The sequence below is a fragment of the Pseudoalteromonas sp. MM1 genome (genome assembly GCF_030296835.1).
Taxonomy (GTDB): domain Bacteria; phylum Pseudomonadota; class Gammaproteobacteria; order Enterobacterales; family Alteromonadaceae; genus Pseudoalteromonas.
The window spans coordinates 1,553,359-1,570,151 of record NZ_AP027922.1; the positions used below are offsets into that span (position 1 = coordinate 1,553,359).

11 protein-coding genes are annotated in these 16,793 nt (G+C 41.2%); 9 read left to right on the forward strand and 2 right to left on the reverse strand.

The genetic code is table 11. The annotated features are described in order from the left end of the window. Positions 1–41 precede the first annotated feature (41 nt). The 5 genes from acnD (at position 42) to QUE46_RS07115 (ending at position 10,420) form a co-directional block, all read left to right on the forward strand. Entirely contained in the window at positions 42–2,651 is a 2,610-nt protein-coding gene (acnD, locus tag QUE46_RS07095; protein ID WP_286247156.1) for a Fe/S-dependent 2-methylisocitrate dehydratase AcnD, read from the forward strand. A gap of 12 nt (positions 2,652–2,663) precedes the next feature. Beyond that, positions 2,664–3,830, forward strand: coding sequence for a 2-methylaconitate cis-trans isomerase PrpF (gene prpF, locus QUE46_RS07100; RefSeq protein WP_286247158.1), 1,167 nt, complete (start codon positions 2,664–2,666; stop codon positions 3,828–3,830). A gap of 523 nt (positions 3,831–4,353) precedes the next feature. Beyond that, positions 4,354–7,377: a hypothetical protein gene (locus tag QUE46_RS07105; RefSeq protein WP_286247159.1), complete on the forward strand. Its 3,024-nt coding sequence runs from the start codon at positions 4,354–4,356 to the stop codon at positions 7,375–7,377. Between the two features lie 64 nt (positions 7,378–7,441). Beyond that, positions 7,442–8,533, forward strand: a complete 1,092-nt coding sequence (locus tag QUE46_RS07110; protein WP_286247161.1) for a hypothetical protein — start codon at positions 7,442–7,444, stop codon at positions 8,531–8,533. Positions 8,534–8,542: 9 nt separating this feature from the next. Then, complete coding sequence (locus QUE46_RS07115; RefSeq protein ID WP_286247163.1) at positions 8,543–10,420, forward strand: hypothetical protein; 1,878 nt, start codon at positions 8,543–8,545, stop codon at positions 10,418–10,420. A gap of 102 nt (positions 10,421–10,522) precedes the next feature. Here QUE46_RS07115 and glp read toward each other — a convergent pair whose 3' ends face one another. Continuing rightward, positions 10,523–11,737 carry a gephyrin-like molybdotransferase Glp gene (glp, locus tag QUE46_RS07120; protein WP_286247165.1) on the reverse strand — a complete coding sequence of 405 codons (1,215 nt, stop codon included), beginning with the start codon at positions 11,735–11,737 and terminating at the stop codon, positions 10,523–10,525. Positions 11,738–11,784: 47 nt separating this feature from the next. Between glp and modA the strand changes: the two genes are divergently transcribed. From modA to QUE46_RS07135, 3 genes are read left to right on the forward strand one after another with little or no spacing between them, the layout of a single operon-like run. Next, a complete protein-coding gene (gene modA, locus QUE46_RS07125) occupies positions 11,785–12,537 on the forward strand; it encodes a molybdate ABC transporter substrate-binding protein (RefSeq protein WP_286247167.1) in 753 nt (250 codons plus the stop codon). After that, entirely contained in the window at positions 12,524–13,210 is a 687-nt protein-coding gene (modB, locus tag QUE46_RS07130) for a molybdate ABC transporter permease subunit (RefSeq protein WP_286247169.1), read from the forward strand. The genes modA and modB overlap by 14 nt, the downstream gene beginning before the upstream one ends. Further along, positions 13,203–14,240: an ATP-binding cassette domain-containing protein gene (locus QUE46_RS07135; protein WP_286247171.1), complete on the forward strand. Its 1,038-nt coding sequence runs from the start codon at positions 13,203–13,205 to the stop codon at positions 14,238–14,240. Before modB ends, QUE46_RS07135 begins: the two co-directional genes overlap by 8 nt. A 37-nt stretch (positions 14,241–14,277) precedes the next feature. Here QUE46_RS07135 and QUE46_RS07140 read toward each other — a convergent pair whose 3' ends face one another. Continuing rightward, positions 14,278–15,036, reverse strand: coding sequence for a molybdopterin-synthase adenylyltransferase MoeB (locus QUE46_RS07140; RefSeq protein WP_286247173.1), 759 nt, complete (start codon positions 15,034–15,036; stop codon positions 14,278–14,280). A 286-nt stretch (positions 15,037–15,322) separates the two neighbouring features. Between QUE46_RS07140 and QUE46_RS07145 the strand changes: the two genes are divergently transcribed. Next, entirely contained in the window at positions 15,323–16,792 is a 1,470-nt protein-coding gene (locus tag QUE46_RS07145; RefSeq protein WP_286247176.1) for a NarK family nitrate/nitrite MFS transporter, read from the forward strand. Position 16,793: the final 1 nt, after the last annotated feature.

Genomic DNA, 16,793 nt, shown 5'->3' on the forward strand with positions numbered 1-16,793 from the left:
TTTGCCTTTTATTTCCCGTCACCTATTAGCGAACAGATATTATGACCATAATTAACAACACCCAATACCGAAAACCCTTACCCGGCTCAAATGTAGACTACTACGACACGCAAGCTGCGGTAGATGCAATAAAACCAGGTGCCTACGCTACATTGCCTTACACATCACGTGTACTTGCCGAAAACTTAGTACGCCGCTGTGAGCCCGATATGCTAACCGATGCGCTTAATCAACTTATTGAGCGTAAACAAGATTTAGATTTTCCGTGGTATCCGGCGCGCGTGGTGTGCCACGATATTTTAGGCCAAACCGCTTTAGTTGATTTAGCTGGCCTGCGCGATGCCATTGCTGCCAAAGGCGGGGATCCGGCTAAAGTGAATCCGGTAGTGCCAACACAGCTTATTGTTGATCACTCATTAGCGGTTGAGCATGCCGGTTTTGAGGCCGACGCATTTGAAAAAAACCGCGCCATAGAAGATAGACGCAACGATGACCGTTTTCACTTTATAAACTGGACTAAAACCGCCTTTAAAAATATTGATGTTATTCCGCCTGGTAACGGCATTATGCATCAAATTAACCTTGAAAAAATGTCGCCTGTTATTCAAAACCGCGATGGCATTGCATTCCCCGATACCTTAGTAGGCACCGATAGCCACACCCCGCATGTTGATGCACTTGGCGTAATTGCTGTAGGTGTAGGTGGGCTTGAAGCCGAAAGCGTAATGCTTGGCCGTGCCTCGTACATGCGCTTGCCTGACATTGTAGGTGTTGAGCTTACAGGTACTCGCCAGCCAGGTATTACTGCAACCGATATAGTATTAGCTATTACTGAATTTTTACGCGCTAAGCGTGTGGTTTCGACCTATTTAGAATTTTACGGCGAAGGTGCTGATGCACTCACCCTTGGTGACAGAGCAACCATTTCAAACATGACGCCAGAATTTGGCGCAACTGCGGCCATGTTTTATATAGACGATAAAACAATAGACTATTTACGTTTAACAGGTCGCGATGAAGAGCAAATAGCGCTTGTAGAAAACTACGCTAAAACGGCAGGCCTTTGGAGCGATAGTTTAAAAACAGCAAAATACGAGCGGGTGCTTAAGTTTGATTTATCGAGTGTTGGGCGCAATATTGCTGGGCCTTCGAACCCACACCGCCGTGTATCAACGAGCGATTTAGCAAAAGAAGGTATATCAGGCAAGGTTGAAAACAATGAAGGCTTAATGCCAGATGGCGCATGTATTATTGCCGCTATTACCAGCTGTACTAACACCAGTAATCCGCGCAACGTAATTGCTGCAGGCCTTATTGCGCGCAATGCAAATGCCAAAGGCTTGATGCGTAAACCATGGGTTAAAACCTCACTCGCGCCCGGTTCTAAAGCGGTGCAATCATACCTTGAAGAGGCAAACTTACTTCCAGAACTTGAAAAGCTTGGTTTTGGTATTGTGGGTTTTGCCTGTACTACTTGTAACGGCATGAGCGGCGCGCTTGACCCCGTAATTCAACAAGAAGTAATCGATCGCGATTTATACGCAACAGCGGTGCTTTCGGGCAATCGTAACTTTGATGGGCGTATTCATCCCTATGCTAAGCAAGCGTTTTTAGCGTCACCGCCATTAGTTGTAGCTTATGCTATTGCCGGCACTATTCGTTTTGATATTGAAAAAGATAGTTTAGGGCAAGATCAACACGGCAACAATATAACGCTAAAAGATTTATGGCCAAGCGATGAAGAAATAGATGAAGTAATAAAACAAAGCGTTAAGCCAGAGCAATTTAAAAAAGTGTACGAGCCTATGTTTGATTTAACCGTAGATTACGGTGAAGACAACGACCCACTTTATGACTGGCGCGAGCAAAGTACGTATATTCGCCGACCGCCATATTGGGAAGGCGCCCTTGCAGGTGAGCGCACCATGACCGGCATGCGCGCTCTTGCTGTACTTGGCGATAACATTACAACAGATCATTTATCGCCATCAAACGCAATTATGGCAAGCAGTGCTGCGGGTGAATACTTAACTAAAATGAATGTCCCTGAAGAGGATTTTAACTCGTATGCAACCCACCGCGGGGATCACTTAACCGCGCAGCGCGCCACGTTTGCAAACCCTAAATTGTTAAACGAAATGGTACGTGATGAAAACGGGGAAGTTAAACAAGGTTCATACGCGCGTTTAGAGCCTCAAGGCACTAATACCCGCATGTGGGAAGCAATTGAAGCTTATATGCAGCGTAAACAGCCGCTAATAATTGTAGCGGGTGCCGATTATGGCCAAGGCTCGTCTCGCGATTGGGCTGCAAAAGGCGTAAGGCTTGCAGGCGTTGAAGTGATAGCCGCAGAAGGCTTTGAGCGCATACACCGTACTAACTTAATTGGTATGGGGGTATTACCCCTTGAATTTAAACCAGGCACTACCCGCAAAACCCTTAACATTGATGGCAGCGAAAGCTTTGATGTAAAAGGCGAGCCAACGCCTGGTGCTACCATTGATTTAGTGATTACGCGTAAAAATGGTGAGGTGCTAACTGTACCTATGAAGTGCCGACTTGATACCCAAGAGGAGCTTTCTATTTATGCTGCTGGTGGTGTATTACAGCGTTTTGCACAAGACTTTTTAGAAGCAACGCAATCAGCATAAGGGGCGTGCATTATGTTTAAACCACAAATTAAAGTACCAGCAACTTACATGCGTGGCGGCACCAGTAAAGGCGTGTTTTTTAAATTAACCGATTTACCAAAATCGGCGCAAGAGGCCGGTGAGGCGCGCGATAACTTACTGTTACGCATAATTGGCAGCCCCGATCCTTACGGTAAACAAACCGATGGCATGGGCGGTGCTACATCAAGTACCAGTAAAACGGTTATTTTAAGTAAAAGCGAGCAACCTAATCACGATGTAGACTATTTATTTGGCCAAGTGGCAATAGATAAACCTTTCATAGATTGGAGCGGTAACTGCGGTAACTTAACCTCAGCCGTAGGTGCATTTGCAATAACGAATGGCTTAGTCGACAAAAGTAAAGTGCCCGACAACGGCGTTGCTATTGTGCGTGTGTGGCAAGCTAATATTAAAAAAAGTATTTTAGTTCATGTGCCTATTACCCATGGTGAAGTACAAGAAACCGGTGATTTTGAACTCGACGGTGTTACCTTTGCTGCCGCTGAGGTAAAACTTGAGTTTTTGAACCCAGCAGACGGCGAAGGCGCATTATTTCCTACAGGCAATGTAGTGGATGACTTAGAAGTACCAGGAGTTGGTACTTTAAAAGCTACTATGATAAACGCGGGTATTCCTACTGTGTTTATTAATGCAAGCGATATTGGCTACACCGGCGCTGAGCTACAAAATGACATAAATAATGATACTGCCGCACTTAAAAAACTTGAAACAATACGTGCTTACGGCGCAGTAAAAATGGGGTTAATAGCTAATATTAACGAAGCGCAAACACGCCAACATACGCCTAAAGTGGCCTTTGTGGCAGCGCCATTAGATTATAACGCGTCAAGTGGTAAGTTTATTGAAGCTACAACAATTGATTTATTAGTACGCGCTATGTCTATGGGCAAGCTTCATCACGCCATGATGGGCACAGCCGCAGTGGCTATTGGCGCAGCCGCGGCTATTGAAGGGACGCTTGTTAATATGGCCGCAGGTGGCGGGGCATTGAACGAAATTAACTTTGGTCACCCCTCTGGCACGCTAAAAGTAGGCGCAGAAGCTAAAAAAATAGATGGTGATTGGCAAGTAACCAAAGCAAGTATGAGCCGCAGCGCCCGCGTACTTATGGAGGGCGTAGTGAGGGCTTTGCAGTAAGCTGATTTTAACGTTTTATATTGAGTCATTAACGGTACCTCCAGTCGTTATTGACTCTTAACATGTTTAGTTTAAACCTAAACAACGTAAACAATGTGTTTAAAAATCTCCCTTTCAAAAAACCTACAAAACCCATCCTTTTTCATTATATAAGCGTTTAGATAGTTTTTTTTTACCGTATCTGTCGCATTTACTTGAAGAATATTATTAACAAACTAAATTAAATGTAATATTCACTTAATATAGTGGATATAAGGTATGCACGAGCGATGCTCCTTAATGGTTTTAACATATGTTATTGAAAAATAGTAAAGCCTATGAAGAAGCGTCGTTTAAATTTTGGTAAAAACTTGTACTTAAAACGTATAAAAATGTAGCAAAAACTCATTGCTTAATGTTACTTTAATCAATAAGTAACAAAGGTTGTTATTGTGTGTCTGTTTATGTTTTTTTGTAAACATTCACACGTGTATTTAATAAGATAATTTTCTGATACTCATTGCAGGCTATCAAGGAGAAATAAATGGCACAGCGTATGACTAAAATTACCCCAATTGCAGCATCTGTTGCACTCACACTAGGTTTAGCGGGTTGTGGTTCAGACAACGACAGAAACACTTATGTTCCTCCAGTTGAATCTGTTACTTCATCTGATGACGCGCAATTTAACGTAGAAATAACAGGTAAAGCTGTTAAAGGCGCGATGAAAGGTGCCGTTGTTAGCGTGATGACACTTGATGAAACTGGGCAAAGTGTTCCAGTTGCATTTAGATTAGAAGCATCAGCAGAAGCAGAAACATTCACTGGAGAAGCAACGTCGCAAGATGCGGCAGATGCGGCAGTGGAAGCAAGTAAAATTGCAGGTAACCCTGATGCGCTAGTAACTGGCGATAATGGCAGCTACAGCATTTACCTTGAAGATGACTTTACAGGCCCTGTATATATTACAGTTGCTACAGCTGAAGAAGGTGATGAGAGTTATTTACGTTGTGATGCTTACGTTGGTTGTGGAACTTACGATGAAGCGCCAGAAGCAGACGATGTAAACGATGGTGATACTAACATTGAGTTTGGTGAATGGTATAAAGCAGACCTAGAGCTTTCGGTTGTTAAATATATTGCAGCAGCAGAAGCCGATGCGTCTGGTGCAAGTGGTGCAGCAGGTGATGCAAACGTTGCACGTTCGTTTAAAGCAAATGTTACCTTTTTAACGACACTAGTTGCTCAAGCACTACTTGAAGCTGGTGACGATGTTGATGCCGATGCAATTGCATCAACAAGCTTAAATACGGTTATTCAAGTAATGGGCCCAGATGCAGCTGTATTATTGTCGGCGCTTATTGGTGATTTATCTAACGGTGGTGCAGTTGATTTAAGTGATGTAGACGGTGAAGAAGCACTTTCACAAGGTGTATTAGCAATTGCTCAGCTGTCGTCATCTATTCAAGGCTTATCTTCAATTAGCGAAGTAATGACTAGCATTAAAGAGGGTATTAAAGCAGGTACTTTAAGCACAACCGACGTTGCAGCTACACTGCAAGCTGCGGTTAGAAGTACCGCAAGTGTGTTTGTTGCAATTGCAACAGGTGATGAAGCAGCAATTAAAACAGCCCTTGAAGCGGCTTATGCGGCTAAGATCCCAGCTCCTACGGCAGCACAGATAGCTGCATTTGCACAAAATTCTGCAGGCATTGCAACTAAAGCAAAAGCTGCAAAAGACAACGCAGTTAAAAATGGCGCAGCAACTGATGCAGAACTAGCAGAGCTTGCAGGTACTGTGCAAGAAGCCTTAGAAGAGCTTGGTTGTACGGGCGATGAATGTGCTGCAGGTGATGACTTTTTTGCAGATTTAGCGGTTGCTTTATCAGCACAAATTGATGCATCTTCTACTGAGCTTACAGAACTTCAAGCATCGGTAGATGCTGCTGAAGCAATGCTTGCTGATGTTCAAGCTCTAGGCGGTGATGCAATTACCGATGCCGATACTGCAATTGCATTTGTTGCAGCTGTGGCAGCGCTTGAAAACGAAGCAGAAGCTGCTGACTTATCAAATATGGCTGATATTTTATATGTTAAATCACAGGGCTATGTTAGCACGGCTTCTTTACTTGTAGCTCAAAGCTCTGACTACCAAGGTGTACTTGATACTGCAACTGATTTGCAAGACGCAGCCTTAGAAGAAGTAGAAAACCTAAGTGATTACGATGCAGCAATTGCGCAGTTAGTAATTGATGCGCAAGACGCTATTACTGATTACGAGGTTGAAGTAGCAGCCGCTAAAGAAGTTGCTATGAACACTGCCGATGTTGCAGGTGAAAAGAAAACAGCTGCTAATACTGCAGAAGCTGCTTCAACAAGTGCGCTTGATGCTGCACAAGCTGCTGTTGACTCGGGTGACGATGCTCAAGCAACGGTTGCTTTAGTTGATGCTGCGGTTACTGCTGCTTCTGATTTTTCTGCTGCTGTAGATGCGCTTGAACTTGCGATTGAACAAGCTTTAGAAGCAGCAACTGAATATAAAGCTGTAGCAGTGACTGAAGCTGATACGGCTGAAGCTGATGACTTAATTGCAAGCGCAAATACGATGGCTGAAGCAGCACAAATACAAGCTGATCTTGCAAACGAGCAACTTGTAACAGCGCTCAGCTTACAAGCAGAAGCAGACCTTGCAGTAGCTACAGCATCTGTTAAAGAAACGTCAATGTCACTTTCTACAATGACGGTATTAACAAGCACGGGTGGCGATGCACTTTACGATACAGCTGAAGTGTTATTTGATGTGTTTGAAGAGCTTGCCGACATGGGGAATTCTGGTGAAGGTACGTCAACAACTCACCCTGAGTGGGACTACGATTACAGCCTAGACGACTTAACGCTAATGCTTACAAACTCAACAACTGGTAGCGAGATCACTGCATCAGCAGCGTATCAAGATGACCAGCTTGTTGTTGCTTGGGGTGGCATGCTAGAGACCGACAGCGATGCAACAGTAGAGCTTGTAACAGGTGAGGCTGCAGCTGCACTTGAAGAGTGTCAAGCATTTGCTGATGGTACTATTACCGATTCAACACAAATTGATTCGTGTTTAGTATTTACCTTTGACGGTGCTGTAACCGCAGATACGATTGACGATGCTGAGCTGACTATGGCGCAAGCATGGAACCGTGTTGAGATTATGGACGGTGACTCAGGCTTTATGGGTACGCTAAACCTTAGCGGTATGGAAGAAACCGATTCTGCAATGTTAGAACTAGCAGGTATGTCTGGCGACTTAGACTTTAGCGTAATGTCTGAAGTGGATAGCAGTGGTGATGAAGATATGACCATGCTTGAAATAAAAGTTAATGGTGACGCTGCAATGGGTTACACGCTATCTATGTCGGGTACTGAGTCAGCTGGCTACATGGGCGACGTTAAAGCAATGTACGACGGCATGATGATGACCTTTGGTACAGCAACTAAAGTTACAAATGGTGTTTCGATTACTTACATTGATGATGAAGTAATTGAGTACACAGATGTGACTTTAATTGACTCATCTAACTAATACTTAAACTATAAAAGGGAAAAGCGCTGCGCTTTTCCCTTTTTTTATAGAAAGCGATTAAATTATGAAAAAAAAAATTCTCTTGTTAGGATTTTCAACTGCTCTACTTTCACCTCTAGCTTCTGCAAATAATCAATTTCAAATATTTACTCACTTTGACGCCGAAATTTACACTGAGGCACAGCCAGTACAAGCATTTGTAGATGATTTTGACGAGCCTATTAAGTCTGGCGATAGTGCATTTACTTATAATATTTTTGAAATTGGGGTAGGTTACAACAACTTTAAAGTTGGTCTGCAAAGCCGCTATGACTATGTACTTAACTTTGATCCAGACACTGCACTTTATACATATTTAGAAAAAAACGATTTACCCTTTGAAGAGCGATTTTACACGTACCAATTAGATGCAAAACAAGTTACCTCTAATGGGGTATTTGTTTCATACGATTTTAAGTTTTTAGATAAAAACGCGTTAACTATCACACCTAAAGTGTCTGTGTTTGCTAGTACACATTTTCAAGATGCCTCTGTAGATGGGCGAATATTTAGTGACGATGTTGAAGGTAGCATTACAGCTGATTATAATTTTTCGAAAGATATTTTATTTAAAAAATTTACCCCCTCTGAAAACCCAGAAGGCTTAGGTTATAGCTTAGATATTTTTGCTGATTGGCAAGTAAATGACGATTTAAAAGTAGGCCTAAGTGTAAAAGATCTACTTTATAAAACTGATTTTGATGATACCGGCTCGGTAAAAGGGCAAACAACAGAAATTCCTTTTAGTGAAGATGAGAATGGGAGTGTTGTATCAACACCTACTGTGTCACTACAAACATCTGCTTTTGGTAATACCCAGTCGCACACACTTGATATGGAAATGCGTATTACCGCTTTTGCTGATTACAGAATTAACTCTCGATATTCAACTGCGCTAACAATAAAACAATATGACGAAGATACGTTTAGCCAGCTAAAAGGACGTATTCATTTTTGGGATCATTGGAAAGTACAAGCTGGCTATGAAACAAAAAGTGAAGCGTTTTTAGTCGGAATTGAAAACGAGTACTTTGGCCTTAATTTACAAACCGACAGCTTAGATTTAGATAAAGCTTATTATGCGAATGTAAATTGGTACATGAACATTAAGTTTTAAGGAATGAAGATGTTAAAAAAACTTTTACCTTTGTCAGTTGCTGTAGCGCTTAGTGGCTGTGGCGGCTCTTCAAATGATAGTAATGACGAAGTGGTTGAAATAAGCGTTGCATCTACTTCTACCGTAAACTTTTATGTGCCTCAGTGGCAATCAGCTAAAGGTACGCTTAATCAATTAGACAGCCAAGGCAATGTCGTTGAATCTGTTGCAGTTGAAAATATAAATACCGCTAGCGTGAGCGTATCGCCTCTTAATTTTTATACATTTGAATTTATACCTGACGATAGTGCTTTGCCATGCCCACGCTTTACAGGCTGCGGCAGAACGTTGCGCGGCGATGTAAACGATATAAACGAGAACCGTTTAATTGATTTTGAAGAGATAACCGGTGTTAATTTAAATTATGCCGCCCGTGCTTATGTTGCGCCTGGCGTTAATGAGGTGTTTTTCTCGCCTTTAAGTACTGTAATTAATGAAGCTAATATTGATGCTACTCTTGCTAGTTTATCGGCAAGCCCGTTTTATCAACTCACACACAGTAACTTAAGTAATACCTTAGAGGCTGAAATTGTTGCTAATGCATTTACCTATGGTGCAATTGTAGCTGGCGTGGCTGTTGATGACTTTGATTTAGCTACTGCATTTAATGATTTTATTACCGAGCAGGATGACACCAGTGCTTGGCAAACCTACAGTAATTTAGCTGATCAATACATTGCAGATAACCTTTACAGTGAACAAGGCAATGGTTTAATTCAAAGTGTAGCTGGTCAAGTTAAGCAAACTATTGCCAGTGTGACTAGTTACACTAATTGGCAACAAAAAGTCGAATCTGAGCAACTACTAGAGTCACGCGAATTACTTGAAAATGTAAGAGATGTACTTGGTGTTGTTCGTTTACAAGACACAACCTACGCTGACGATTTAGACGTAAAACTTGAGCAATTAGAAAGCGCACTTGATGATGATACTCAAAAAGCAATTACTGTACTTGCTGAAGTAATTAATGAAGTACTCATTAATTACTCGCCGCTTGCGGAAGTTTCAGCAAGCGAAGGGCAGTACACGTTACGCAATCTTGATATTAGTTACTCTACATCACCCTACGAATGGCTAATTACAGGTACTTATGACGGTTTGCCTGTAAATATAGAGATGTCTATTCCTACCTTTAGAGTCAGTGGCGTACTCGGTGATAAAGTGGAAGGGGTAATGAGTGCTTTTGTTGTTAACGGCGATACGCGTTTAGATGTTGATGTAAGTGAGTTGCTGGTTGAATTTGATGGGACAAGTGAGCAAAGTGAATTATTACCCGATGCGCAAACAGGTATCGCTAATATTACAACTGATGTTGTTATTGCTAAGCAATCTGGTGAGCTTACAGGTGAGTTATCATTAGATCTAAATCGATTTGTTACTGCTTTTGCACAGGAAGTGACCTCTTTATCTGCATTTGATTTTGAAGGGCAGTTTCAAAGTGATATTCAAACGACACCTTTTCATATTACGGCATTAGAAGCATCGCCACTCACTGGTGAGGAAAACGATGATTTAATGTTTGGCTTAGGGCTAGCTTTGCCGTTGGGTGGTGCGAGTGATTTTAGCTTAGCGTATGTAGGAGATGTTATTGATTTATCGCAGCTTACCAGTAGTGATGTTTTTATTAGCGTAAAACAAAAAGCCTTAGATTTGCGTATTAGAGAAGTAAATAGCAACATTAGTTTAACTGCAAAAGGTGAAAACGGTCGCTGGCTAGATGTTAAACAGGCGGGCAGCAATTACAGCGGTGGCTTGTATTTAGGCGATACAAAAATTGCAGATGTAACCGCAGTACGTGGTATTCCAGGGGTATTATTTCCTAATGGTGACTTTGAGTCGTTATTTTAATAGCGGTTTAAACCTAAACTTAAGCCCAGCAAGTTGCACATACTTGCTGGGTTTTTTTATTACTCGTGCTTATATACTGCTAACTAAGCAAATTTGCATAAGCTATAATAGCTCTATTTCTACGGTTTCGTCTTTCGCAATATTGCCACTTTCGGCTGGTACCACAATAAGGCAATTTGCTTGACTAAGCGATGAAAGCACCCCCGAACCTTGTTTGTTTATAGGCGTTACCAGCAGATTATTGTTTTCGTCGGTGCTGGCTATACCGCGTTGAAAGTCGGTACGGCCAGGGCGCTTTTTGATCAGCGCTGTGGTAGTTGCTTTTAAACGTAATTTAGCAGTATGTTCATTACCTGAAAGTTTTGTAAGAGCGGGTTTTACAAGTCGCTCAAGCGTAACGGCTGCCGATACGGGGTTACCTGGTAAACCAAAAAAGTAGCTGTTAGGTAATTTACCAAACGCAAAGGGTTTGCCCGGTTTCATGGCAATTTTCCAAAAGTGTATATCGCCAATTTCATTTAATACTTCTTTGGTAAAATCGGCTTCACCAACTGATACACCACCAGAGCTAATTACAGCATCTGCCTGCTCATTTGCTTTTAAAAATGTATTTTTAATCAAGCTTTTATCATCAGCGATAATGCCAAAATCAATTACTTCTATATTGCTATCTTGCAGCTCGCTTAAAATAACTGCTCGATTACTTTCATAAATAGCGCCAGCGGGAAGCGCATTGCCGGGCTCTATAAGTTCATCCCCTGTAGAAAACACCGCAACTTTAAGTGTTTCATATACGCTTACTTGGCTAATGCCAATAGAGGCAAGTAAGCCTATATCGACTGCTTTTAGTTTTCTGCCTGCTTTAAAAACAATGCTGTCTATTGCAATGTCTTCGCCGGCAAAGCGCACATTATTATTGAGCTCAATATTACCCGTAAATGTTATTTTATCGTTATCTGCAGTGGCGTTTTCTTGCATCACGACTGCATTAGCGCCAGGTGGCAGTGCCGCGCCGGTCATTATTCTAACGCATTGCCCGGCAGATAAAGTGCCTTCAAAGGTTTGCCCTGCAAACACGCTGCCTACTTGTTGATAGGTGGTTAGCCCTTCACTTAGGCATAGTGCATACCCATCCATTGCCGAATTATCGTGAGCAGGCACATTAATACTAGATTTAATATCACTTGCTAAAACACGGCCAGCGCTGCGCATAATAGAAATGGTTTCTGCTGCTTTATTGAAGCTAATAGCGCTTAGCATGTTACTTATTGCGGTTTCTACTGGTAATAAACCAGGTGCATTGCATACATCGTTCATATATATTGTTTTTTATAATGTGACTGATTTTTAAAACAATACTTATAATGTTAAAGCTTTACAATACATGGTGTGGTTATTTGTTATTACTGTTAGTGGTATTTAGCAAGCCACTTAACGCAAAAGAAACACTGCATATCGCAGTGGCGAGCAATTTTAAACCTGTGCTGCAAACGCTGGTAACTAACCCAGCCCTGAAAAATATTAATATTAAAATATCAGCTGCTTCTAGCGGCGTATTACACTCACAAATTATGCATGGAGCGCCTTACGATATTTTTTTATCAGCCGATGCGATGCGTCCACAAGCACTTATCAAAGATGGTTTTGCCATCAAAGATAGCTTAACCACCTATGCAATAGGTTTATTAGCGCTTTGGCAGCCAAGCAACTCAATTATTAATAATAAATTGGCTATTGCTAACCCTCGGTTTTCGCCTTATGGGCAATCATCAGCACACTATGCTAAAAACTATATAAAAACACCTTATGAGTTTGTGTATGCAAATAATATTACCCATGCGTTTCAGTTTGTAGAAACAGGTAATGCTGCTAAGGGTTTGGTCGCGTTATCTACGTTAAAGTCTGCGTATCGTAAAACTAAAAATAAAAAATACTTAAATTACTCGCTTATCGACACTGCAAAATATCCTCAAATAACACAGCAAGGCGTAATTATTAGCGCTTCTAAGCATTTAACAACAGCGAAAAAGTTTATGGCTTTTTTAAATGCTCCCTCAACCGAAAAAACATTATTAGAACTAGGCTACAAAGCAAAGGGAAGTGATGTTAGCAAGTGATATTACGGCGCTGTGGCTTACAATTAAACTCGCCTTTATAACGGCCGCTATTTTGTTGATTATATGCATTCCGCTTGCATGGCAGTTGGCCAGTTATAAAGGTAAGTTAAAACCTATATTAGAAGCGCTTATAGCAATGCCTTTGGTGCTACCGCCTACGCTAATGGGGTTTTATTTATTGGTGTTGTTTTCACCTACTCATGCATTTGGTCAGTTTTGGTTTTGGTTAACGGGGACGCAACTTGCGTTTAGTTTTCAGGGGGTGGTTATTGGCTCACTCTTTTATTCACTTCCTTTTGTGATGCAGCCGTTACTGGCTGGTTTTAAACAAATAAATACCACCTACAATCAAGCTGCAATTGCTTTGGGTATTAGCCCATTTAAACGATTTATGTATTTAACTTTACCGCTATTAAAGCCAAGTATCGGCAGTGCCTTTGCGTTAGGTTTTGCCCATACATTAGGGGAATTTGGTCTAGTGCTTATGATTGGTGGCAATATACAAGGCGAAACCCAAGTGGTGTCTATTGCGTTGTACGACCATGTAGAGTCACTTAATTATGGGGCAGCTCATCAATTGTCATTGGTATTACTGGCCATTTCGTTTGCGTGTTTAGTGTTGTTGTTTAAATTTAATAAAACCGTGATAAACGGAGCTGCTAATCGTGCTTAAAATAAAATGTCATCAACGTTTGGATGATTTTGAACTAAATATTGATTTAACTATAAATCAATTTGATATTTTAGGGGTGTTTGGCCCTTCGGGCTCAGGTAAGTCGAGTTTATTGCAAGCTATAGCGGGTTTATCTCACTCGCAAAATGTGTGTATAAATGATCACAACATTACTCATTTAAACCCTGATAAACGCCTTCTTACTTTGCAGTTGCAGTCGTGTCCGTTATTTCCACATTTAAATGTGATGGGCAATTTATTGTTTACTCACAAGCATTGTAAAAATAAAAGCAACAACCTAACCCCTGAGTTGGTGATTGATTTATTAGCGCTTAAGCCATTACTAAATCGTGATGTGTCGGGGCTTTCGGGCGGAGAACGTCAGCGCGTAACTTTTGCAAGAACACTGCTAAGTGGGCAATCTGTAATTTTACTTGATGAGGCCTTTAGTGCCTTAGATTGGTCAACGCGTTTTACTATGTTGGGGGTAGTGCAACAACTCAATAAATCCCATGGTATTAAATTTATTATTGTTAGCCACTCTTTAAAAGAGCTGCTTTATTGTAGCGATACATTAATACATATAGCGAAAGGCAACGTGCTCAAGTTTGGGGCAACACAACAAGTGGTGCAAAGTATTTATACAAATAAGAGCCAAACGCCACTGAGTATACTTAGCTACAGCAAGGCTGAGTTTAATGATGCTTTTGGCCTATACCAGCTTACTCTTAGCAATAGCTTACAGCACTTATATGTATTGCCTTCGCTTGTAAAACAAAGTCATAAATTAATTATAGAAAGCAGCCAAATTATCTACAGTAAGGCAAAGCCGGCCAACGAGAGTAGTGCAAACGTACTAACAGGGCTTCTCGAAAATGCTCAGCAGCTCGATGAGCAGTGGTTACTTACTGTAAATGTAGATACGCAATTACTGTATTGCGCGGTGTCTAAAAGGCAATGGCAGCAAAGTGCTGTAAGCCTAGGCGAGCAGATTTATTTGACAATAAATAATTTAGAAACGCTAAATTAGGCTTTTAAAAGCAGTCATGTATTTACAATGTACTAAATTAAGCGCTGCAAACAGGGCAGTGCTTATTTTTAACAATATTAAAACGGTTAAATTCCATACTTAAACCATCTACAAGTAATAGCTGCTCGGTGAGTTTACTAGGCAGTCCTGCAATAATTTTAAGGGCTTCAGTTGCTTGAATACTGCCAATAAGGCCTACAATAGGGGAGAGCACGCCTGACTCTGAGCAGCTTTGAGTTTGTTCGCCAAAGAGCTGTGACACGCACCCGTAACAATGGCTATTGGGGGCCATTGTAAAACAAGCAACTTGCCCCTCAAACCTAATAGCAGAGCCAGAAACCAAAGGCGTACTAGTATTATAGCAAGCACTGTTGAGTAAATTACGTGTTGCTAAGTTATCAGAGCAGTCAATAACAACATCTACTTTGCTAAATAAGTGCTCAAGGTGCGAGCTTTCATCTAAAAACTCATCAATTGTGTGTATTTCTATTTCATTATTTAAAAGAGTTAATTGCTTTTTTGCACTGTGGGTTTTCAAGAACCCTACATCGCTTGGCTTATAAAGCACTTGCCTTTGCAAGTTAGTTGCTTCAACCACATCGTTATCTACAAGCGTTAAACGCCCTACGCCCGATGCCGCTAAATACTGCGCAACTGGACAGCCTAATCCACCTAATCCCACTATAAGAACATGACTTTGCCATATTTTTTCTTGTCCATCGATATCCAGCTGAGGAAGCATAATATGGCGTGAATAGCGTAATTGCTGCTGATAGGTTAAAGGCGGTTTTTGCATTTATTTTTTCTCATAATTTTTTTAAACAATACCAATTAGTTAAAAGCTAGAGCAAGTAAAGCTTAAAAATTCTTTGCACTGTTTACGCTCATTGCGACTGCTTAAATAGTGCAAAGCAAAATAAATAATATTTCCAAAAAATCTAAGCCCTTGAAAAACATAACTAATAATTATTGGCTTAGTAATTGCTGAAAGCGGTTAACGTTAATTTAACAATAGTCGCAGTGTTATTACTACTAAAGTTGTACCCGCTGCTTAAAACAATAATCGTTACAAGGAAAAAATTATGCAACCGAATACTGGGTTTAATCTCATATCGTTTAGCGGAAAAATGAAAATACTACATTTAAGCTGGATGGTGTTTTTTATCTCTTTTTTTGTATGGTTTAACCATGCGCCATTACTAGGTGCCATAGCGGGCTCGTTAGGCATAACTATGGCACAGGTAAAAACGCTATTAATTTTAAATGTAGCTTTAACTATTCCCGCGCGTGTTGTTGTAGGCATGCTAACAGATAAATTTGGCCCCCGTATTGTTTATGCCGCCTTACTGATTTTATGTAGCATTCCGTGTTTTATGTTTGCAATGGCCAGCACATTTGAACAAGCCGCTATCGCGCGTTTTGCAATGGGCTTTATTGGTGCGGGCTTTGTAGTGGGCATTCGTATGGTGAGCGAATGGTTTCCGGCTAATGAACTTGGCACAGCTGAGGGTATTTATGGTGGCTGGGGTAATTTTGGCTCGGCAGCAGCGGCAATGTTACTGCCAGTGTTAGCACTTATGTTTGGTGGTGATGATGGCTGGCGCTACGCGATTGGATTAACAGGTGTATTAAGTGTAATTTTTGGTGTTATTTGGTATTTAAATGTATCGGACACACCTAAAGGTGGCACGTACTTTAAGCCTAAAAAAGTCGGCGCAATGGAAGTTACAAGTAAAGGTGACTTTGTATTATTACTAATTATGAAACTGCCTATGTACGGCGCATTAGCGTTACTTACATGGAAATTATCACCATCGGGTGCAAGTTTACTCTCTGAAAACTTTGTCATTGGCACATATGCATTTTTAGTACTGCTTTACCTTTATGAAGTTTATAAAACTTATGACATTAATGGCCATATTTTTAAACAACCCGTGCCAGAATCGCACCGTTACGAGTTTAAGCAAGTTGCTGTGTTAAATATTCTCTACTTTACTACTTTTGGTTCAGAGCTGGCTGTAGTCTCAATGTTACCGTTATTTTTTAGTGAAGTATTTGGCCTTGATATGGTGTACGCGGGTTTACTTGCATCTGCTTATGCATTTATGAACCTAGCCTCGCGCCCTGGTGGTGGTTGGATCTCAGATAGAATGGGCCGCCGTAAAACACTTATTGTACTTACTTCAGGTTTAGCTGTTGGTTACTTTGTAATGGGTTTAGTTGATGCTAGCTGGCCACTTTGGCTTGCGGTAGCGGCTGCTATGGCATGTTCGTTCTTTGTACAAGCGGGCGAAGGCGCTGTTTTTGCTGCTGTGCCACTAATTAAACGCCGTTTAACAGGGCAAATTGCTGGTATGACCGGTGCATACGGTAACGTAGGGGCGGTTGTGTATTTAACGGCGCTATCATTAGTTGATTATCAAACCTTCTTTATGATTATCGCTGCAAGTGCATTGTTAGGTTTAGCTGCATTATTTTTTATGAAAGAACCAGATGGCCACATGACAGAAGTAAACGAAGATGGCTCTGTTGAACTAATCTCAGTTACTTAAG